The organism is Anaerobacillus sp. MEB173, from assembly GCF_052119505.1.
GTDB lineage: Bacteria > Bacillota > Bacilli > Bacillales > JBJMAU01 > JBJMAU01.
In genome coordinates, this window is sequence record NZ_JBJMAU010000006.1 from 1 (window position 1) to 21633 (window position 21633).

General features: G+C 39.7%; 13 protein-coding genes and 5 tRNA genes. 15 read left to right on the plus strand and 3 right to left on the minus strand.

What is annotated here, in order from left to right:
• Positions 1–108: 108 nt before the first annotated feature.
• The 5 genes from ACJ2A9_RS13460 to ACJ2A9_RS13480 all read left to right on the plus strand — a co-directional run bounded on the left by ACJ2A9_RS13460 (position 109) and on the right by ACJ2A9_RS13480 (position 738).
• Positions 109–185 (plus strand) — tRNA-Ile (locus ACJ2A9_RS13460).
• 19 nt (positions 186–204) lie between these two features.
• Positions 205–279 (plus strand) — tRNA-Asn (locus ACJ2A9_RS13465).
• A 9-nt stretch (positions 280–288) separates the two neighbouring features.
• Positions 289–363 (plus strand) — tRNA-Glu (locus tag ACJ2A9_RS13470).
• Between the two features lie 4 nt (positions 364–367).
• Positions 368–443, plus strand: a tRNA-Val gene (locus ACJ2A9_RS13475).
• 222 nt (positions 444–665) lie between these two features.
• A tRNA-Lys gene (locus tag ACJ2A9_RS13480) sits at positions 666–738 on the plus strand.
• A gap of 147 nt (positions 739–885) precedes the next feature.
• Here ACJ2A9_RS13480 and ACJ2A9_RS13485 read toward each other — a convergent pair.
• The gene (locus ACJ2A9_RS13485) at positions 886–1038 is read right to left on the minus strand and encodes a hypothetical protein (protein ID WP_441422194.1); all 153 of its coding nucleotides are present in this window, start codon (positions 1036–1038) and stop codon (positions 886–888) included.
• Positions 1039–1329: 291 nt separating this feature from the next.
• Between ACJ2A9_RS13485 and ACJ2A9_RS13490 the strand changes: the two genes are divergently transcribed.
• Positions 1330–2883 carry a copper amine oxidase N-terminal domain-containing protein gene (locus tag ACJ2A9_RS13490; RefSeq protein ID WP_441422195.1) on the plus strand — a complete coding sequence of 518 codons (1554 nt, stop codon included), beginning with the start codon at positions 1330–1332 and terminating at the stop codon, positions 2881–2883.
• A gap of 255 nt (positions 2884–3138) precedes the next feature.
• On the opposite strand, the gene ACJ2A9_RS13495 is transcribed toward ACJ2A9_RS13490, so the two are convergent.
• The gene (locus tag ACJ2A9_RS13495) at positions 3139–3672 is read right to left on the minus strand and encodes a DoxX family protein (RefSeq protein WP_441422196.1); all 534 of its coding nucleotides are present in this window, start codon (positions 3670–3672) and stop codon (positions 3139–3141) included.
• A 274-nt stretch (positions 3673–3946) separates the two neighbouring features.
• Here ACJ2A9_RS13495 and ACJ2A9_RS13500 point away from each other — a divergent pair, with 274 nt between their 5' ends.
• Entirely contained in the window at positions 3947–4909 is a 963-nt protein-coding gene (locus ACJ2A9_RS13500) for a nuclease-related domain-containing protein (RefSeq protein ID WP_441422197.1), read from the plus strand.
• 260 nt (positions 4910–5169) lie between these two features.
• On the opposite strand, the gene ACJ2A9_RS13505 is transcribed toward ACJ2A9_RS13500, so the two are convergent.
• Complete coding sequence (locus ACJ2A9_RS13505; RefSeq protein ID WP_441422198.1) at positions 5170–5706, minus strand: DoxX family protein; 537 nt, start codon at positions 5704–5706, stop codon at positions 5170–5172.
• A gap of 548 nt (positions 5707–6254) precedes the next feature.
• Here ACJ2A9_RS13505 and ACJ2A9_RS13510 point away from each other — a divergent pair.
• From ACJ2A9_RS13510 to ACJ2A9_RS13545, 8 genes are all read left to right on the plus strand, one after another.
• Positions 6255–8576 carry a YcdB/YcdC domain-containing protein gene (locus ACJ2A9_RS13510; RefSeq protein ID WP_441422199.1) on the plus strand — a complete coding sequence of 774 codons (2322 nt, stop codon included), beginning with the start codon at positions 6255–6257 and terminating at the stop codon, positions 8574–8576.
• Between the two features lie 156 nt (positions 8577–8732).
• Positions 8733–10112: a S41 family peptidase gene (locus ACJ2A9_RS13515; RefSeq protein WP_441422200.1), complete on the plus strand. Its 1380-nt coding sequence runs from the start codon at positions 8733–8735 to the stop codon at positions 10110–10112.
• A gap of 447 nt (positions 10113–10559) precedes the next feature.
• Entirely contained in the window at positions 10560–11921 is a 1362-nt protein-coding gene (locus ACJ2A9_RS13520; RefSeq protein ID WP_441422201.1) for an efflux RND transporter periplasmic adaptor subunit, read from the plus strand.
• A complete protein-coding gene (locus ACJ2A9_RS13525) occupies positions 11921–15031 on the plus strand; it encodes an efflux RND transporter permease subunit (protein WP_441422202.1) in 3111 nt (1036 codons plus the stop codon). The genes ACJ2A9_RS13520 and ACJ2A9_RS13525 overlap by 1 nt, the downstream gene beginning before the upstream one ends.
• Positions 15021–15605, plus strand: a complete 585-nt coding sequence (locus tag ACJ2A9_RS13530; protein WP_441422203.1) for a TetR/AcrR family transcriptional regulator — start codon at positions 15021–15023, stop codon at positions 15603–15605. The genes ACJ2A9_RS13525 and ACJ2A9_RS13530 overlap by 11 nt, the downstream gene beginning before the upstream one ends.
• Before the next feature lie 408 nt (positions 15606–16013).
• Entirely contained in the window at positions 16014–18302 is a 2289-nt protein-coding gene (locus ACJ2A9_RS13535; RefSeq protein WP_441422204.1) for an S-layer homology domain-containing protein, read from the plus strand.
• 178 nt (positions 18303–18480) lie between these two features.
• On the plus strand, positions 18481–20244 hold the full coding sequence (locus ACJ2A9_RS13540) for a stalk domain-containing protein (RefSeq protein ID WP_441422205.1): 1764 nt from the start codon (positions 18481–18483) through the stop codon (positions 20242–20244).
• A 144-nt stretch (positions 20245–20388) separates the two neighbouring features.
• The gene (locus ACJ2A9_RS13545) at positions 20389–21492 is read left to right on the plus strand and encodes a polysaccharide deacetylase family protein (protein ID WP_441422206.1); all 1104 of its coding nucleotides are present in this window, start codon (positions 20389–20391) and stop codon (positions 21490–21492) included.
• The last annotated feature ends 141 nt before the right edge of the window (positions 21493–21633 follow it).

Genomic DNA, 21633 nt, shown 5'->3' on the forward strand with positions numbered 1-21633 from the left:
CTTTAAAATGTAAAATTAAAAATGTAGAATGTAAAATGTCTTTGGACAAGCTTCGTAGAAAGCTTCCACAAAATTTAAATTTTACATTTTCAATTTTAAATTTAATATGGGCCTATAGCTCAGCTGGTTAGAGCGCACGCCTGATAAGCGTGAGGTCGGTGGTTCGAGTCCACTTAGGCCCACCATAATTTTAAAAAACTTTATTCCACAGTAGCTCAGTGGTAGAGCAATCGGCTGTTAACCGATCGGTCGTAGGTTCGAGTCCTACCTGTGGAGCCATTTTTTAATGGCCCGTTGGTCAAGCGGTTAAGACACCGCCCTTTCACGGCGGTAACACGGGTTCGAATCCCGTACGGGTCACCATATCGGAGGATTAGCTCAGCTGGGAGAGCACCTGCCTTACAAGCAGGGGGTCGGCGGTTCGATCCCGTCATCCTCCACCATTTAATGTAGTAAATGAAAGTTAAGATTTTTAATTCTACATTATTAATTATTAATTAACTACGAGCCATTAGCTCAGTCACGAGCGAAACAGCATTGAAAAACGACGAGTTGTTTCGACACAGCAAGCGACGGAGCGCTACTAGTAGAGGAAGAAACAGGTAAGACCACGGAGCAAGACATCGTCCGTAAACGTCATGCATAGCTTCATTGAATTTATCTGCGAGCCATTAGCTCAGTCGGTAGAGCATCTGACTTTTAATCAGAGGGTCGAAGGTTCGAATCCTTCATGGCTCATCATAAAATATGAAAAAGGAGATTTCCATTAGGAGATCTTCTTTTTTATGTGTATAAGTCCTGTTGATAAGTTTTTTGAATTTGCTTCGTAAACAAATAATCCACAAATGGGGAACGGATCTGGCCCTCGCTTGTGGATTATTTGTTTTACTTTACTTTTACTTCTTCATTATCGTAGGCATCTTTTTCTCTGGCAATAATTGATGCAAATACTCTTTCTAGAATATCGTCTTCCTCAACTTTTGTTATTGTTGATTTATTTGAAGTGTCCTCGAATTTGATTCTTAAGTTTTTTCTCATTGTAATCGCTCCTCAAATTAGGTTTTTTATTTTGTTAAACTCATAATAGCATTTATAATTTTCTGATAATATGAGAAAAATCACACTACACAAACAGCATTCGACAAAATTCATCAAAAAAAGTGAGGGAAACGTTGTAGTATCAAGCTTTTTGAGGGTATTTTACAACTTTGTGAACTTTTACACGATAATATATATTTATTGGAAATTTTTACATTATTACATATTTCGAAGTTTATATGTATGTTAAGATAGATTATATTGGAAAAATAAGGAGAAAGGGATGTAGTTATGAAAAAATACTCTGTATTGGCACTGTTTGTAGCATTAGCGATGGTAATCACAGCATGTACTTCTCCAGCAGGTCTGTTACTTAAGGAAGCAACGATGAAACAATTGGAATTAGATTCATTTGAGGCTAAGTCAACAATTTCTGTTGATATCGATACGGCTGAGATGGAGGATTCCTTTGTTTTAGAGGCATATACGAAGCAGGTGGACATGCTCAACTCGGTGGTTGACTTTTATGTTGAAGGAGATTTGTTAAGTTTAGCTGGACTTGAAGTTCAACCGAATGAAGATGGGAAGGTTTCACTTCAAATCATTTCGAAAGACGGAAATTCCATTCTGGCGTCTAAAGAAGATGACATCGGACTTCAACTGGCTGATCTTAGCATGATGGAGGAAGAGTTAGGCGAAGGGGAGTTTGAGCAATTTATTGTAACGATTCAAGACGCTGTTCGTGAATTCGTAAAAGCTTACGTAGATGATTACGGGTATACATTAAATGATATTGTTAATCATGGTCAGGTTACGATTCAATTACCGAATGGCCAAAGTGTAAATACTAACCACATTGAGGTTTCGTTATCGGTTGTAGAAGTGATTGAGATGCTGCAATACTCATTAAATCACTTCATCGAAAATGATGAATTACAAGAAACGTTTTACAGTACATTTTTAGGTCTACCATTAATGATGGGAGATACTGCTAGTGAAGATGCACAGTTAAGTGAAGAAGAATTACAAGAAATGCTGGAATCGATTCAAGCTGAAGGCAATGCTGCATTAAAAGGTTTTGTTGATAGTTTAGAAGAGATGAAGCAAGAGTTCCTGTTGGAAAATGAAGAGCTACTAAATGATTTAGTGACGATTTCTTATCATACGTATATTGGGGTAAATGATAAACAAACATATCAAACTGAACTCTCATTACAAATCAACTATACAGAGGAATTAGCAGATCAAGAGATTGAAGAGCTTCAAAGTCTGCCATTTGCTCCAGGCGATTCTATTAAACTTACTTCTAAAGATCAATACTGGAATCATAACAAGCAGCTTGATCCAATTACTGTTCCAAGTCAATTAGTGACAATGGAAGAGTTAATGGAAAACATTGATGAATTTAAAGCTATGGCTGGTGAAAATTCTCTTTTAGCTCAAATTGCTGAATTATTAACGAGTGCCGGCAATTTTGGTTTTATCGAGTTAAAAATCAATGAGAACAAAGCGGAGACAATGACAGGCGAAGTTGATGCTCATCTGTATATTAAAAATGGACAAACAATGGCTCCACTGGCGCTAGTTAGTGAGTCAATAGGTGCTGATGTCGTTTGGCTTGCGGACACGCGCCAAATTATCGTTGCGGGTAACGGCCATTTCCTTGAAGTTCAATTAAGTGGTTTAAACAAGCATACAGTTACATTCGATGGCGAAGTGCGTTCAGATATTTTCGTGGAAGTAATCAATGGTACTAGCTATGTAAATGTTAGAGCATATGCTGAGGCAATGGGTTGGACTCTGCTATGGATTCCTGAAACAAAATCAGTTGTGATTTTACCGTAAATTTTTTGGTGAAGACCTGCTTCCGATGGATGGGAGTAGGTCTTTTCTGTTTAATTTATAGTTTGTAATTGGCTGATAAACTTGTGATTTTGGCTGATAAACAATCAAAATCCGCTGATAGACTGCAAGATTTCGCTGATAAACAGTGTAATTTAAATTTAGAAGAGTTAAGTCTGCTCTTTTCTAGCAAGAATTAACTCTTAATGACACAAAAAAGGGACGCACATCTATTGTACGTCCCCTTTTCATCATATTTTACGCCATTCCCGCAGCTGGGCGAGTATTTTTTGTTTTGCCATTTCCGTTAGTAGCAGTTAACTTGCTCTTAATGTAAGGAAGTACCCAACGGTCTCCACCGATGCGACCAGCGTTAGCGCCAGCAGCCAGGATGAACATAGAAATCAGTACTAATAATGGGTTAGAAGAAACCGTACCAGCGAACATGAAAGCAAAGTTCATCATGACCCCGAAGAACGCAGCAGCTGTTGTGAATACACCAAGGATTAAACCAAGACCTACTAAGAATTCACCCCAGGCAACCATGAAGCTGAATACCTCAGCGTTAGGAAGTGCAAACTTCTCTAAAAAGGCAACATACGTCGGATAAACAACAGCGCCGTGACTTTCAACAGGATTGGCAACCGCACCGCCTAAGTATCCAGCAGCACTGAACGGCTCACCAGTAATTTTGCCCCAACCAGCAGACAACCAAGCCCAACCAACATAGAGACGTAGGAAAGTTAAGATTCCAGCAGCATATCTATTTTCTCTTAAAAAGTTCATAAACATAAGTAATTCCTCCTTCACATTGATGTGAACCATATTTGTTTTATTAAGAATGTAAAAGTTCGAGTAGTTTTTGTGATCACTTCTTACTACACTTATAGTATACAACGGATTAGTTTGTGAATTACTGCACAAATGTGTACAAACTTTTGCAGAATAGTGTCGAACTTGTTAACGGCTCTCTGCAGGGCTGTTGTACTGAGTTAAAAGTCTAATTTGAGGAGGATTTTCGCTAAGTATAGTAGAAACTAAGCAGAATAGTAGAGGAGTGATACTTTTGATAAAAAAAGAACAAAAACCGCCACTCAAAATAGTAACTTTAGAGGCTTTATTAAGGCGCATTCCACTAAACCATCCACAACGTGAAAAAATTACTCAAGAGTTGAAGCGGAGGAAGGCAGGCTATCGGGGTGAACAGCTATTAAACTATCATTTGAGTTTTCTCTCACCGGATAAGTTCATGATTTTCCACGATGTACGCCTTACGAATGATGAAAAATACTATTTTCAGCTGGATATATTGCTGTTAACTCAGTATTATTGCCTCATTCTTGAAGTGAAGAACATTTCCGGTGAATTATATTTCGATCAAAACTTCAATCAATTGATTCGCACGTCCAATGAGAAAAGTGAAGCTTTTGAAGATCCAATTTTGCAAGTGAAACGCCAGGAAACTCAGCTTCAAACCTGGCTGGCAAAAAACAAACTTCCGTCAATTCCTCTGCATTCATTCATCGTTATTAGCAATCCTGCGACAATTATCAAAACAGACCCCGAGTACAAAAGCATCTCCAAAAAGGTTATCCATGCTGCATCGCTTCCCACAAAAATAGAAGCATTAGATCAATACTATAAAAATGAAATAGTAACAAGCAAAGAGTTAAAGAAGCTCTCACGCCTCCTCCTCAAACATCACACACCTTTTATTCCAGAGTTGCAAGTTCAGAAGTCAGAAATTTTATCTGGGGTTCACTGTCCTCATTGTCATACACTTTCACTGATTAGATACTGGGGAAAGTGGTTCTGCCCATGTTGTAAAACGATGGATAAAGACGCTCACCTTTCCGCACTTGAAGATTACTCACTGCTTATAGGTTCTACGATTACGAATAAGCAGTGCCGGGATTTTCTACACATCTCCTACTCAGTTGCTTCAAAATTACTAGCTTCATTAGATTTAGAATACTCGGGCCGGTTAAAAGGTCGTAAATATCACTTACGAAATGATAGATTAAGGTAGTTTTTTACTGAAAATGGTAATTGGCTTATAAATGTTTGAAATTGGCTTATAAGTTATCCAATTTGGCTCATAAAATAGTAATTTGGCTTATAAAAGATAAGAGTTGGCTTATAAATACTGTGCTTATCGCTTAGTAGGCATGAAATTAGTAGAAAAAGCATATAATCTGGCACTATCTCTCAGCAGAAACAAGTAATCTAGCATCTCAACAACACAAAAAAGGGACGCACATCAATTGTACGTCCCTTTTTTATCATATTTTATGCCATACCCGCAGCAGGGCGAGTCGTTTTTGATTTGCCGTTACCACCATTAGTAGCAGTTAACTTGCTCTTAAGGTAAGGAAGTACCCAACGGTCTCCACCGATGCGACCAGCGTTAGCACCAGCAGCCAGGATGAACATAGAAATCAGTACTAATAATGGGTTAGAAGAAATGGTTCCAGCGAACATGAAAGCAAAGTTCATCATGACCCCGAAGAACGCAGCAGCCGTAGTGAATACGCCAAGGATTAAGCCAAGACCAACTAAGAACTCACCCCACGCAACCATGAAACTGAAAACCTCAGCGTTAGGAAGTGCAAACTTCTCTAAAAAGGCAACGTACGTCGGATAAACAACAGCACCGTGACTTTCAACCGGGTTCGCAACTGCACCGCCTAAGTATCCAGCCGCACTGAACGGCTCACCAGTAATTTTGCCCCAACCAGCGGACAACCAAGCCCACCCAACATAGAGACGTAGGAAAGTTAAGATTCCAGCAGCATATCTATTTTCTCTTAAAAAGTTCATAAACATAAGTAATTCCTCCTTCACATTGATGTGAATCATTTTTTTTGTTTTATCAATGATGCATAAGTTCGAGGTAGTTTTTTGTGATCACTTATTTACTACACTCTTAGTATACAACGGATTAGTTTGTGAATTACTGCACAAATATGTACAAACTATTGCGGAATAGTGACGAGCTGGTGACATCGGGTGACAGACACCATCAAAAGACAGATACACCACATTTGTCCACGAACGGTGTCTGTCACCCAAAATGTGTCACCCCAAAATATGTCACCCCAAAAAATAATTTAAAAAATTTTGAAACCTTTCCTATTATTAATACGTCTAATGTAATAGAATAATTATTTCCACTTTTATCCTTTACTAGAGATATTGTTACGTGTAGTAAAATTGTGCCAATATTACCTGCAAACTAGTAAAGAGTAAGATAAAGGTGGAAATAAGAGTATAATAGACATTTGCTCACTTTTTTAGTAGTTAACATAATTGGTTATTACTGGTAAAATGCTAGAATAGTAGGAATGTAAATTTATTAAAATGGGGGAACAATTATGAAATCGAAAAAGTTATTAACGGGAGTATTATCTACAGCATTTCTTTTAAGCTCAATTGCACCCGCAGTTTCGGCAAATTCATCGGTTCCAGCAAATGAAGAAAAAACCGCATCGATTTTAAGTGTTGAGCAACAAGAGTCTGAAACGACTGAGCTTCGAACAGTGACAACTGCGGCTGAAGAGGAAGCGATTGCGGCAGCGGAAATTTCTAGGGATAAAGCAATTGAGATTGCTAAAAAAGCAGTGACCATCCCAGCGGATTATACGCAGCAAGGAGTTAGCTTTCATACTAACTGGATGGGAGCTGAAAGCGTTTGGCAAATTGAGTGGCGCAAAGAAAGCCGTGCAAGCTTCCATGAAATTCGCGTAACGGTCAATGCGGATACTGGTGAAATCGCTGGCATCAATGTATGGAATCATAATATGGATCAAGAAAATCCGCCATTCCCTCCTAAGTATAATTTTGATGGGGCCGTAGACATTGCCAAGGATTATATTAACTCGATTTTTCCAAACAAAACGGATGAGCTTTACTTAGATCCTATGTCAAAGGAATGGTTCGAGAACCGTCCGTTCCGTGATTACGGGTATGCCAATATTCGTTTCCAGCAAAAAGTGAATGATATTCCGTTTGAATATAACAGTGTAAACGTGGCGATCGATGGCAATGGAGAAGTTGTCAGCTTTGACTATAGCTGGTATGAAAATGTAGACTTTGATTCTCCAGAAGGCATTATCTCTCAAGAGGAGGCCGATGCGATTTTTGCGGACTCTATTGATATGGAGCTTCGTTACATTTATGAGCCGTATCGTATGAACGGGTCAAAAGATGTTCATCTAGCATATGTACCAAAAAGTCAGGATGGGTACCGTTACTATTCGAATTACTATCGCATCCTTAATGCGAAAACTGGTGAATGGGTACAGCCAAATGGTATGCCAGATCAATCAAATGTTAAGGTTCCAGACGGGCCATTAGCAGAAAAACCTAGCAGCCTACCAGACTATGGCGGAAAGACATTAACACAAGAACAGGCGTTAGAACGAGTAAAATCTACATTTAATCTTCCTGGCGATGTGGAATTATCTCGTGCAAATTATATGGAAAACTCATATCGTGAAGGCTTACCGATTTGGTCGTTTGATTTCCAACAACAAGGGAATAGTAGATACCCTTCGTTTTTACAAGCTGAAGTAAATGCAGAGACAGGTGAAGTGTTACAATTTTACAATGACAATGTTTGGCGTTTTTATGAAGAAAATAAAGAAGTTACGGTAAATGTTTCTGAACAGCAAGCGTTAGAAAAAGCAACTGAATTTGTGAAAAAGGTAGCGGGCAACCGTGCGGATCATCTTTATGCGACAGCACCAGCAAACCATTATTTTAATGATGACCAAAAACCGCGCTTCTATAATGTGTTCTTTATTCGTAAAGAAAATGGAATTCCTGTTCAAGGTCAAGGTGTTGAAGTGATGATTTCCTCTGAAACAGGAGAGGTATTTGAGTATCGTCTATCATGGAATGACTTGAAACTACCAAGTGCTGATCAAGTGATTCAGATTGAAAAAGCAAAAGAACTATTCCTTGAAGATACCCATTTCGGGCTGAATTATCACGTATTAATGGAAAATAACGGTGTAGTCTCAAATAAAGATCGTGAGGCGATTGTTGTTTACCAACCGAGCTATTCACCAGTTCCAAAATACTTGGATGCTGTAACTGGAATTTGGATGAACAGTGAAACAGGCAAACCTCTTTATGAGCCGAAAGAAGCAACTGATATTGAAGGGCACTGGGCAGAGGCCGCTCTTAAAGCAATGGTAGATTACGATATTATGGAAGTAGTTGATGGAAAGCTCAATCCAAACGCCAAGCTTACGAGAGCGGAGTTAATTGAGATTTTTGTGAAAGCGATTGGTGACCGTTACTATTATTATGATGGTCGTGAGTCATTACCATTTAGTGATGTTGCCAAGGATGCTTCCTACTATCCATACCTGTATCAAGCAATCGATCGAAACCTGATTGATAAAAACCAAAAAGAGTTTAAGCCTGATGAGCTTGTTGACCGCGAATACATGGCTGTCCTTGTTGTCAAAGGGTTAGGCTATGACCGCTTAGCAAAAGTGGATGGAATCTTTAGTTCAAAGTTTAAAGATAGTAATCAAATTACAGCGAAAGGCCATGTTGGCTTAGTTCATCAGCTGGGTATCATGCAAGGCAGCACGAACGGTAACTTCATGCCGAAGAAAGAAATTACGAAAGCAGAAGCAGCAATGACACTTTACCGCTTCCTAGAAAAGAGATCTGAATTGTAATAAAAGGAAAAATAGGATACGATTGAGTTCGTGTCCTATTTTTTGGTGACAGTCACCGCAAAAAGACAAATCGGCAGGAAATGTCCACGAGCGGTGACAGACACCGAAAACGAGCGGTGACAGACACCGAAAAGGTCACTGTAAAGGAGTTGGAATATGTTTAAAAAACTGATTTTTAGTTTGGTGTTATTGCTGTTATTTTCAACACAGACTAGTTTTGCTGGGAATATTGATGAAGTTCGCGACTACCTTTCTCTTTATTATGTTGATGAAGTGTCGGATTCGGTGTTAAATCAGGAAACGATCGATGAGATTCTAGCACAGTTAGATGAGCATACCATTTATATGAATGAAGCGGAATTTGAGCAGTTTATCAACTCACTTGATCCATCATTCGCCGGAATTGGGGTGACGGTGGAAAGCACTGAAGCAGGTGTCCTTGTGATTACGACGTTTCCTCATGCTCCCGCCGGTAAAGCTGGAATTGAAGCCGGTGATATTATTATTGAAGCAGATGGGGAAAATCTAGTAGGTCAGCCGCTGGAGCTGGCAACCTCGCATATCCGAGGCGAAGCAGGTACCACTGTGCATTTAAAAGTCTATCGCCCTCAGTCAGATGAAACGCTAACCTTTGAGGTTACGAGAGAGAAAATTGAAGTTCCGACAGTCGATTACACAACGTTATCAGGAGATATTGGTTATTTACAATTACGAAGTTTTGGTGAAAATTCGGCCAATAAGATTGAAGAAGTCCTCAGTAACCATGTTCATGACGGTTGGATTTTTGATTTGAGATATAATGGAGGCGGTTATTTAGAAACGGCGCGTGAAGTTCTTGGCTTTTTCCCTGATGTAGAGCATGCACTTCAAGTCGAGCAGAATAATGAGATTCATATTCTAGATCCAATTAGCCAAAGAGAGTCATTTCAGCAGCCAGTCCATTTTCTGATTAACCCATTTAGTGCGAGCGCGTCGGAAATCGTTGCCGGTGCGATTCAAGATTATGACATTGGTACACTTTACGGCCAAACGACTTATGGAAAAGGAAGCATTCAAAATATGATTCCACTCTCAGAGGGCGGAACATTGAAGCTGACAACGGCCCGCTATTTGACGCCAAAAGGATTTCAAGTCGACGGTGTCGGAATCACCCCTGATGTTGAAACTGAAATTGGGGAAGAGCTTCACCGGGCACACGGCGATTTGCTGTTGCAGGATTTAGTCTACTATACATCACTCGGGGAGCTGAATGATGTACCTGTTGATAAAACATTCACGGTGAGAGCAACTGCCGATATGGATTGGACGACTGGCGGGGATGCACCAGTCAAATTGATGCAGGTTGGCGGAGGAGAAGTCGAGGTTGAGTTTGAGCCAGTCTCGGAAACCGAAATGAAGCTGATTCCTACATCTAAGCTCGATGCAGGGAGCCAATACATCCTTGTTGTGCATCCGCAGTGGAAAAGTGCTGCCGGAGTACAAATCGAGCGCGGTTATTTTATCAAAGTAAGTGTTGAGGATGAAAATAAAGAGTAATAGTTTACATTGAGTAGAGTAGATTGCCAAAATTGCGGCAGCTACTCTTATTTTTTTGCAAAAAATGGACTGCACATGTGTACAGCGCCAATAACTCTTACCTCGGGTGGACATTTACTGCAATATTGTCCGTGCTAAAAAGATGTTAGTTTAACCGCTTCATTTTATGAGCGGAAATGAGGTGTTTATAAGCCAATTTTTATAGTTTATAAGCCAATTTCACAAGTTTATTAGCCGACTCCCAAATTCCACCAAAAATGCACCTCCATATATCATATTTTTCCTCAACTGCGTAGCTGCACAGCACCGCTAACACCCAGTAACTTTCTATTGACGCAGCTTGTCTATAAAGATTACAATGTACATGGCACAGAACTGACCAGTCAGTCGGAAACGGCATTAAACATATTAAAAATCTATTATTCTCAGAAGGGGAGTAAATCATTTATGGTTCGTAGAGGTCGGTATCAATCTTTAAAGTTACTAATCACAATTGTTGCGGCGGCATTCATTACTGCAGGCTGTAACAGTACGGCAGAAGTTGATGCACCGGTTTCAGAGACACCGATTGCGGTCGATGAAATTGTCAGTGGTTCACTAAGCGGCAGCAGTGACATTACAGGTACGGCAAAGGCGGCAAAGGATATCAACATTATGCCGAAAACAGCGGGAGAGTTAGTGGCAGTCAATGTCTCAAAAGGTGATGTTGTAAAAAAAGGACAAGTCATCGCCAAGCTTGACGACACAGATTACCAGCTAAGCCTAAAGCAAGCACAAGCAGGACTTAACCGTGCACAAAATGGCTTAAACAGTGCGAAGGAAAATAAAAATCAAGCGCAGGCTTCATTGCGACAAGCTGAGGCAAACTTGCAGCAGGCAAAAAATGCGCGTAAAAATAATATGGAAAACGCTTCGTTCAGTGTTGAGAATGCTGAAATCCAGTGGGAAGAAGCACAAAAGAACCTCGAGCGCACAGAAGCGTTATTTGAAGAAGGCCTCATCCCAGAGCAGCAATATGAAAATGCAGTAAATGTAGAGCGACAAGCAAAAATTGGCCTCGAGCAAGCGAAATCTGCAGCGAGCTTTTCGTCAAGTGAGGATAACATCCGTATCTTAGAAGCGTCTGTTGACCAAGCACGTGTCGGTGTGAACCAGGCTGAAGCAAGCATTACTGATGCGAACCTATCTGTAAATGAAGCAAAGCTAGGTGTAGAGCAAGCGAACCAGCGAATTGAAGATACATTGATTAAAGCACCTGCAGCAGGAGAAATTACGATGATCGCTGCTGAAGCGGGAGAGCTTGTGTCAAACCAAGGTCCATTTGCCCGCCTGATTACACTCGATATGATTACGGTTGAAGCGACAATCACAGCAGAGCAAATAATGCTGTTTGAAGTTGGTGACGAAGTCCAAGTGAATTTTGCTTCATTAGAAGAGCCATTCACTGGTAACGTCACATACATTTCTCCGGCATCGAATGAATCAGGGTTTTTTACAGTAGAAGTTGAAGTGAATAATGAAGAACGTCACATACGTCCGGGAATGGTTGCTACGATTATTGTTGAGCAAGTATTAGTCGATGATAGTTACATTGTTCCAACACAGGCGATTATTGAGCGTCAAGGTTCAGCGTATATTTTTGTTGTTAACGACAATGTGGCCTCCCAAAAAGAAATCGAAGTCATTCGTTTTGATACAGAGTATTCAGCAATCAGCGGTGACATTGAAGCTGGAGAAAAAGTCGTAGTAAGAGGACAAAACCTCCTTAACGATGGTGATTTAGTGAGGATTGTAAAGGAGGGTAAATAATGAAACTCGTTGATGTTTCAGTAAAACGGCCAGTCGGCGTCATCATGCTCGTCATTGCCGTTCTCGTGCTGGGGGGAATTTCCTTAAAAAACCTGGCGATCGATCTCTACCCTGATATCAATGTCCCGGTTGCCGTTGTTGCAACAACATATCAAGGAGCTGCACCGCAAGAGGTTGAGCAGCTCGTTACAAGGCCTGTAGAGTCAGCAGTAAGCTCGATTCAAGGTGTCGATTCAGTGCAGTCCGTTTCATCACCAAGTGCTTCGCTCGTTATTCTGATGTTTGATTGGGGCGTCAAAGTCGATGATGCAATGAACGACATCAGGGAGCGAATTGACCGTGTAGCCGGAATGCTGCCTGAAGGTGCAGAGCGACCGTCGATTATGCGATTTGACCCACAGCAAATGCCAGTCATGTGGATCGGGCTTTCGGGTGCAGATCCAGATCGACTGCAGGACATTGCTGATGATGAACTTGTTCCTTTCTTTGAGAGGGTAGACGGTGTTGCTTCTGTTGATATTGAAGGAAGCCGTCAGCGTGAAATCCAAGTTGAATTAGATCAAGCACGTCTTAGCTTGTACGGCGTCACAGCGGGACAAATCGTTCAAGCGTTAGGGACAGAAAATAGCAATGCTTCAGCGGGGAACTTAACCCGCGGTTCGCAGGACTTGCAAGTACGGATTGATGGTGAGTTCAAGTCACTTTCTGATATTGAAAAAACACCAATCATGACGCCATCTGGGCAGAGCATTACTGTTGGTGATGTGGCAACGATTAAAGACGCACACAAAGAAATGCTGACAGTGGCCAAGGTCAATGATGAAGAGGCATTAGTATTAACGATCATGAAGCAATCTGATGCCAATACGGTAAAAGTATCGGATGAAATGACGAAAGCGATCGGACAAATGCAAAACCTTTTGGACCGTGAAGATGTGAAGCTTTCGGTGATCATGGATACATCGATTTTTATTCGCCAGTCAATGAACACCGTTGTGAACAACATGTTAATGGGAGCTGTTTTATCCGTTCTTATCCTATTACTGTTCTTACGCAGCGTTCGAACGACACTCGTTATTGGACTTAGTATTCCGATTGCGATTATTTCAACATTTACTCTGATGTATTTTACAGGTGAAACGTTAAACATCCTGTCAATGGGTGGACTTGCACTCGGAATCGGGATGATGGTTGATAGCTCGATTGTTATCCTTGAAAATATATTTAGTAAACGGCAAAAAGGAATGCCGATCATTCAAGCAGCGACAGAGGGCGCCAGTGAGCTAGCTCCTGCCGTTATTGCTTCAACGTTAACCAGTGTGGTCGTCTTTGCGCCGATCGTTTTCGTTGAAGGATTGGCAGCGGAATTATTCCGACCGCTTGCCATGACCGTAGCCTTTGCTTTATTTACAGCATTAGCGGCTTCATTAACGCTAATTCCGATGCTCTCATCGAAGCTGTTAAAAGGGAAAGCGATTAAGTTTGAAGAAGATGATGAAGAAAAAGTTCGCGGTTTTAATAAGCTTTTATTCAAATTAAAGAATTTCTATGGAAGAGTCCTTGAGTGGTCGCTAAAGCACCGCAAGACTGTTGTTTTTAGTACGATCGGTTTAATTGCCGGAAGTTTGGCACTGGCAACGATGATTGGAACTGCGTTTATTCCGCCGTCTGACCAAGGACAAATTCAAATTAATGTAAAAACGCAATCTGGTTCACAGCTGGCGGAAACCGGAGCTGTTGTGTCGGAGATTAATGAGCACCTCCATCAATTTGATGACATTATTGAAACGAACTATGTAACTGTCGGTGGCGGTAATAATGGGTTTAGCAGCAGCTCAAACCAAGCAGCCTATATTATTCAACTCGTTGATCCGAAAGAGCGTGAGATGACGACAAGTGAGTTTCTTGCAGCAACAGAAGCACTCTTGAATGATATTCCTGGTGTTGAAATTACAGTAAGTGAACTCGACCCTGGTCTAGGGGCAGGAACACCAATTCAAGTTAACATTAGCGGTCCCGAGCTAGATGTATTAAGTGATCTCGCTTACCAGGTGATGTGGATTGCCGAAGAGGTAGAAGGGACATTCAACGTTGATAGTTCAGTCGCTGAAGGCAGACCTGAACTGCAAATTGTTGTAAACCGTGACGTACTAAGCTCGTATGGCTTAACATATCAGCAGGTGATGAATGAAGTAAGACTAGGATTCGATGGTCAAACAGCAACGCGTTACCGTGAGGATGGCAGTGAATATGATGTTCGTGTCATGCTTCCGGAAGAGAGCCGTACATCGATCAGAGACCTTGAAACAATGGTAATCAAATCAAACACCGGTGCTGATATTCCACTGTCAGCAGTAGCAGAGTTAAAACAAGTTCAAGGTCCGACAGAAATCAATCGTATGAATCAACAACGACAAGTGCAGGTTACAAGTGAAATTCGTGACCGTGATTTAGGAAGTGTTTCTGCAGAGCTTCAGCAAAAAGTGGATCAATTGAACCTCCCTGAAGGCTACCGCATTAGTATGGGCGGTCAAGGTGAAGACATGGCAGAGTCGTTTGAATCATTGGCGATTGCGCTATTGCTGGCGATTTTCCTAGTCTATCTTGTCATGGCTGTTCAATTTGAGTCATTCCTTTATCCGTTTATTATTATGTTCTCACTGCCAACGACACTTGTTGGGGTATTAGTCGGTCTCTTTATTACAGGGCATCCACTAAGTATTCCGGCTTTCATTGGGGTGATCATGCTCTCGGGGATTGTTGTAAATAATGCGATCGTATTAGTAAGCTATATTAACATTTTACGTGATGAAGGAGTCGATCGTTGGGAAGCGCTTATTGAAGCAGGAAAAAGCAGGCTCCGTCCGATTTTAATGACAACATTAACAACAGTATTGGCGATGGTTCCGTTATCGCTCGGACTAGGTCAAGGGGCTGAAGCACAGGCACCAATGGCCGTTGTTATTATCTTTGGATTAATGTTCTCAACTGTATTTACATTAGTGCTCATTCCAGTTGTCTATACTTTACTTGATGACCTATCTCAATGGACAAAACGATTATTTACGAGAAAAAAACAACAGACAGGAGAGGTTGACGTTGCAGAGTAAAGAGAATAAGAGAGACCTTATTATCGATGCTGCTCTGCATGTTTTTGGTGAGGAAGGCTATGACCGGGCAACGATTCAAGCCATCGCCAAAAGGGCTGGTGTAGGAAAAGGGACGACATATGAATATTTTTCAAGTAAGGAAGAGCTATTTTTCGAAACGATCCAAAGTGGTGTGTCGTATTTGATGACCGAGCTTGAAAAAGTGTTATCAATAGAAGGGTCCATCTATGAGCAAATTGAAAGACTGCACTATCGCCATTTGGAGCTGTTTAAAAGTCAGAAGCAGCTTCATAAAGTGATGATGAACGACCTTGGGAAAATTCCAAAGGATATTAAGTATTGGTTTCTAGAGCAAGAGCAGAGGCTTGTAACAATGATCGAGTCCGTGCTGAAAAAGGGGAACGAGTCTGGAGATATTGATTGTGCCAATCCTTATCTTACAGCTTATATGATCATGACTGGGCTGCGGGTTGTTTTTGTGTACAAGCCTAAAGATAATGAACAACTAGAAGATGTTATAGAAGAACAATTAAGACAACTTTGGAATGGGATTAATACATCTTCTACTAAATAGAATGAACGAGAAGTAGATTGTCAAAATGGCAATCTGCTTTTTTTGTTGAAATCATCATCAAAATTTAACTAAAAATCTACAGAAAACTTACCAATTCATATAGTTCTTAGCATTACTGGAAAAGTTCTCTTTAAATTTTGGATAAAAACGACATAGGAGTTAAGTACCTGTAATTATAAACCTCTTATAGTGCCAGTAGAACTAAATAGTACAAATGGATGAAAACTATACCAGAACATTTCCAATAACTGTCCATGGATAACAACGTGAATATGCAGTAAAGTATTACTTGTGAGTTGCTAGTGCAACAAAAAAACGCTAGCAATCAACTATATTAATCTATAAATGATAGCCTAATTTGTGACTATCTTACTATTATATTTAAACAAACCAAGGGGGATTTCATTAATGTCTTATCAACCAAAGTCTTATCGTAAATTTTTAGCAACTACAGTCGCAACAGCAATGGTAGCAACAGGAGCAGCAGCAGTAGCACCAACAAGTGCAGATGCAGCAGCAGTAAGCTTTAACGACGTTGTTGCAGGAAGCTATTATGCTGAAGCAGTTAATAAAATGGCTGAAGCTGGTTTCATTCAAGGTGTAGGGAACGGAAACTTTGGTACAAACCAAGAATTACTTCGCCGTGATGCTGCAGTTCTTTTCTCACGTGCTTTATTATGGGATGTTGAAAATGTATCAGCAACAAACTTCACTGATGTAGAAGCTGGCAAATACTATCACAATGCAGTAGCAAAAGCTGTAGAATTAGGTGTTATCGCTGGTAAATCATCAACTAAGTTTGCACCGGCTGACAAATTAACACGTGGTGAAATGGCAGTATTATTAACTCGTGCTCTTAACTTAACAGTTGATCCATCAGTAAATGTACCATTGAAAGACATTGCTGGTCACCCTTATGAAAATGCAATCAAAGCAGTATACCAAGCTGGTTTAACAACTGGTTTTGAAGATGGAACTTACCGTGCAGGCGATACAGTAACTCGTGCGCAATTCGCAACTTTCTTATACCGTGATGCACAAATTCAAGAAAATGTAGCTTCACAATTAAAATTTGAAGTGAAATCTGTAAAGGGCTTAACATCAGTTGTTGATTCTGAATCAGAAGGACAATACCTTCAGTTTGGTATTAACGGAGAAAACAAAGCAGCTAACTTAGAAGATTTAAAAGAAGCTGGATATGAAGTTGAATTCCAAGTAACAAATGAAGCTGTACTAGTTGACGCTGCAACTGGTGAGTTAGATGCAGACGCGTTAACTGATGGACAAAAGTTTGATTATAAAGTAGTTATTACGAAAGACGATGTAGTTGTAGAATCTGACGTTGTAACAGTTTCAGTAGAGGAATTTGCTGCAACAATTACATCAATTAATGATTACTCTTTATTCTTTAATAATAATGTTGAAAGTAACAGTGGAGTAATTACGTTAGCAGATACAAATGTAAGTTTAGGTAATATCGTAGTTGAATATAAAGACGGAAAAGAAGCACCACTTAACGGTTCAAATGCAAACTTAGAATTTTCTTCTTCAAATACTGATGTTGCACTAATTGATAATAATGGAGTGATTACTCCAGTCGCTGCTGGAAATGTAACATTCACTATTAAAGCTGGAGATGTAACGAAAAATGTAACAGTTACAGTATCTGCTGATTCACGTACAGCAACTAATGCAACAGTAAGTAAAAATGCAATTGGTTTAGTAGTTGGAGTTGAAGATAACTTTGAATTAGCAGTAACTGACCAATTTGGTGATGCTGTTAAGAACTTTGGTGTTCAAATTGCCGCAGTAGAAAATAACGATAAAAAAGCAATCTTAACAATTGAGAACGAACCAGCTACTGATGCAAAGGGTAAAGCCCTTGTAGCAGTTAAAGCACACGCTACAAACGAAGGAACAGGAACTTTAGAAGTGAAGAACAATAACGGTGATGTGCTTGGAACGATCGCTGTAACAGTTGATGCTGACACAACTGTAGCGACTCGTAAAATCGAATTAGTATCAGCTTCTGATGATCTTAACTTGGATTTAAATCCATTAAATGACGATGCAGCTGTACAACTAGTTTTAAATGAGTATAACGCACAAGGATTAAAAATCGGTGCACACAGCTTCCCATCAAACAAATATACTGTAACTTCAACTAATACGAACGTATTTACAGTAGCAGCTGCTGATAACAAAGTAGCAGTGACAGCAAAAGGTGAAGGGAAAGCAACACTTCAAATTAAAGAAGGTTCAATCGTCCGTTACTCTGCAGAGATTAACGTTGTTGATACAACTCCATTTATCGTAAGTGCATCATTTAAATCAGGTATTGAATTAACTTCAACTGGTACATTAAACCTTGAAAAAGATCTAATTGATTCAATTGTTCTTTCTGGTGAAGGTACAGTAGCATATGAAGTAAAAGATGGAGATGTTGAAGTGTATCTTAATGTGGAAAATGGCAATAACATTTTCTTAGGTACAATTGATGTTCTTTCAAATCACTTTGCTAATGCTCACTTTGCAGAAGTTGAAGGTAAAATTGTCCTAGTTAAGGATGTTGATGCTGAAACTGACGAAGTTACTGGATTTACAGCTGGCGATCAAGGCTCTGTAACATTACGATTAATCGCAGATGGCGAAACAAATGCCAAAGCAGTTAGAACTGTAAAAGTAGACGTAAAATAATAGATTTTCAATTCGAAGAGTTACCGTATAATTTGCGGTAACTCTTTTTTTGCGATATTAAATTTAGGAATATCATCCAATTAAATCCAATTTCCTAGGTCTTCTTTATTGTTAACTTTCTATTTATCTAGTAAAATTAAATAGATATGTAAAAAAATTAAAGTAGAGGTGCGGTCTTTTGAAGCTTAGAATATTCGTCTTAACATGTATCATGCTCCTTGTCATAAGTCCATTAGCAACAATCATTCAAGCGAATAATGCAAATGCTGATAAAATTATTATATTGTTGAATACAAGACAATTTTATCAAGATAATACAATGCATTTGTCAAAATCACCACATGTAGTGAGAAATGGGGTTACATATGTAGCGATGCGCTCTTTGGCTGAGCGGCTACAATATCAAGTCTTATTTGATCAAAGTACCAATGAGTACATCATGAAAAATTCCGAAAACGAATTGCGATTCAAGGCAAATTCTAAGGCTTTTAGTCATAATGGGCAAGTGTTAGAGCTTGGAAGTGGTGCTCCTTATATTGAAAAAGGGACATTGATGGTGCCTCTTCGTACAGTTACTAACCGTCTATCTATCCCATTAACAGCCAAGCTTTCTGAAAACAAAATTGAATTAACATGGAAAAAGGCTGGACAAGTAACAACACCACCCCCACCAACAGCACCTGTTCAACCATTAGAAGCTGATTTCATGACGAACAAAGACAGTTATAAAATTGGTGAATTGGTTCAATATGAGGACCTTAGTAAAGGTGGAAACAGTGAAATTATTCGTAGAACATGGACAAATAATATGCCAGCATTTTTCAGTCCGGGCCATCATATGATTGTGCTAGAAGTGGAGAACCGCCAAGGACAAGTTAGTCAAGTGACAAAAACAATTACAATTGAAGATGAAGTTTTGAGAACAGAAGATCAATTTTATGCTATGTATACACCATATGGTGACAAATTTAATGTTGATCGACAGGGAGTTCTTTCCTACCCAGTCATTCCATATACAATGGAAGAAAGGGATGTTACGTTAATACGTAGTAATAGCCCGGAGAAATTTATTCAAGAGGGAATTTATTACCGTGATCGTGTGCAAGGGAATGTTCGCTTCTTCTTCCATCATGAAAATGCTCGACCGAATCGTGTGAATATTCATTTGCTTGTAAAGAATAACGGAAGAGAAGCAGCGACGATTCGAAAAGATCATATTGCCATTGGCGGACCGAGTACCTATGTGTCGCAGGCAGGAAAAGCTTCTGTAGCCAGGTATTTAACGGCATTAACAAAACCTGCTTTAAATGAAACAATTACTGTTCGTCCTGGAGAAACGAAAGTCATTCTTGAAGAATTACTTAAACAACCAATTAAAACAGGAAATGTGTTGACGATGTATGCAGATCTTCATTTTAGCAGCGAACTAGACTTTGAGATTGTAGTTTTAGATGAAATCAATACATTAGAATCAACATACCCATACTTAGGTGGAATTAACGTCGTACGTGATGGAAAGCATATCCGTGGAACATTCCCGAAAGGAAATCGAACATTAACTGTAAATCAATTAGTTGGTATGGAGAATGGTCGTTTAGTCATTGGAGATGGCAAGATTGATCCATATGTAAAAGGCCGGGATGTCATGTCTGGCTTTGAAGAAACAAACAATGGAAATTTTGGCGTTGTTTATGAATTGAAGCTGAATCGTGTCGCTGCAAATACAGCTATAGTGATCAATCCTCGTGGCGGGCATTATGCGGGTGCGTTTTTAGTGAATAACCAAGTTGTTAACGCTCCTACAACTGGAATTATTAATAATCCATCAGAGGTTGTATCACTGTACCGAACGGGAAATAATGAGGAGGAAGTAACAATTACATTCATTCCTTCAGCAGGGAGCAATTTACCTATTAACCTATTATTTTTACCTTTTAAATAACAAATAGTACAGCCGCATTATACTCAATAAGAGTATAGTGCGGTTATTTTTTTGGTGGGAAAAGGGTTTGACATATTTTTCTAGAATACTAGAATATACATAATTTGTAATCTGGAAAATTAGATCATTTAGGGGGAGTTACAATTGAAAAAGCAGTTCTCGCTATTATTTTTTAGTTTATTGTTTGCCCTACTTCTTTCCTCACCTGTACAAGCTGCTGGCTCCGAAACACCGTCTAACATTGTTTTTAACGACGAATTAATTACATTACCAGATCCACAGGCATTTATCAAAGATGGAACAACGTATATCCCTCTTCGGTCTTTCTCTGACTTGTTAGGTATTACATTGAGCAAGGCAGGAGAAAAGATCGTGTTGCAAAAAGAAGGTACATATATTACGTTTGATACCAAAAATAGCAAGCTCATAACCAGTGATGGTACGGAAAGTGCTGTTGAGCTGTTTATAAAAGAAGGACGTTACTTTGTACCAAGCCGGGCGATTGCCCAAACATTCGGTTATAACATCACCTATTATTCACAGGGACGGATTGTCCGGATCACTGATGGAAATGCACAATTGTCAAATGAGCAACTGTATGAAATGTATAAGGATGTTCTAGTCAAAGAACCCCAAAAGCCAAGTAAAGTAGCCTACCTCACATTTGATGATGGTCCAAACCAACATACGGCAAAAATTCTTGATGTACTAGAAAAGTATGATGCCAAAGCTACGTTTTTTATGATGAAATATAATATGGAAAAGAACCAGGCTGTCGTAAAACGAATGGTGACAGATGGGCATGGTTTAGGATGTCATGGTGTGACACACGACCGAGCTAAATTTTACAAATCACCGCAATCAGCAGTAAATGAAATGACATCGTGCCAAAAGACAATAACAAATGTATCAGGAGTTACATCTACACTCATCCGTGTACCATACGGCAGTAAGCCAAGTATGACGACGCCTTACCGTGACGCAATGAGCAAAGCTGGCTATACGATGTGGGATTGGAATGTCGATAGTACGGATTGGAAGCTCTCAAGTGCCAAAGCGATTTCAAACCATACAATTGCCCAAATCAATAAGATAGAGACACGCGGGGAGACCCCGGTGATCCTGATGCATGACCGTGCTCTGACTGTTTCAGCATTACCTGAAGTGATTGGTTATTTGCAGAAACAGGGCTACAGCTTGGAGCCGTTAACTGGAGATATGAAGGAGTATAATTTTTGGAATAAATAACTGTTTGCAGAGTTGAATTCTGGACCGGTAAATTTGGCGGACACCAGAGCCCTTAAAGGAGGTAAAATCGTTAAATTTTGTTTTTGGCGGACATGAGCAACCTTATTTGGATAAAGACCTATCTTTTCTAAGCGATTTATG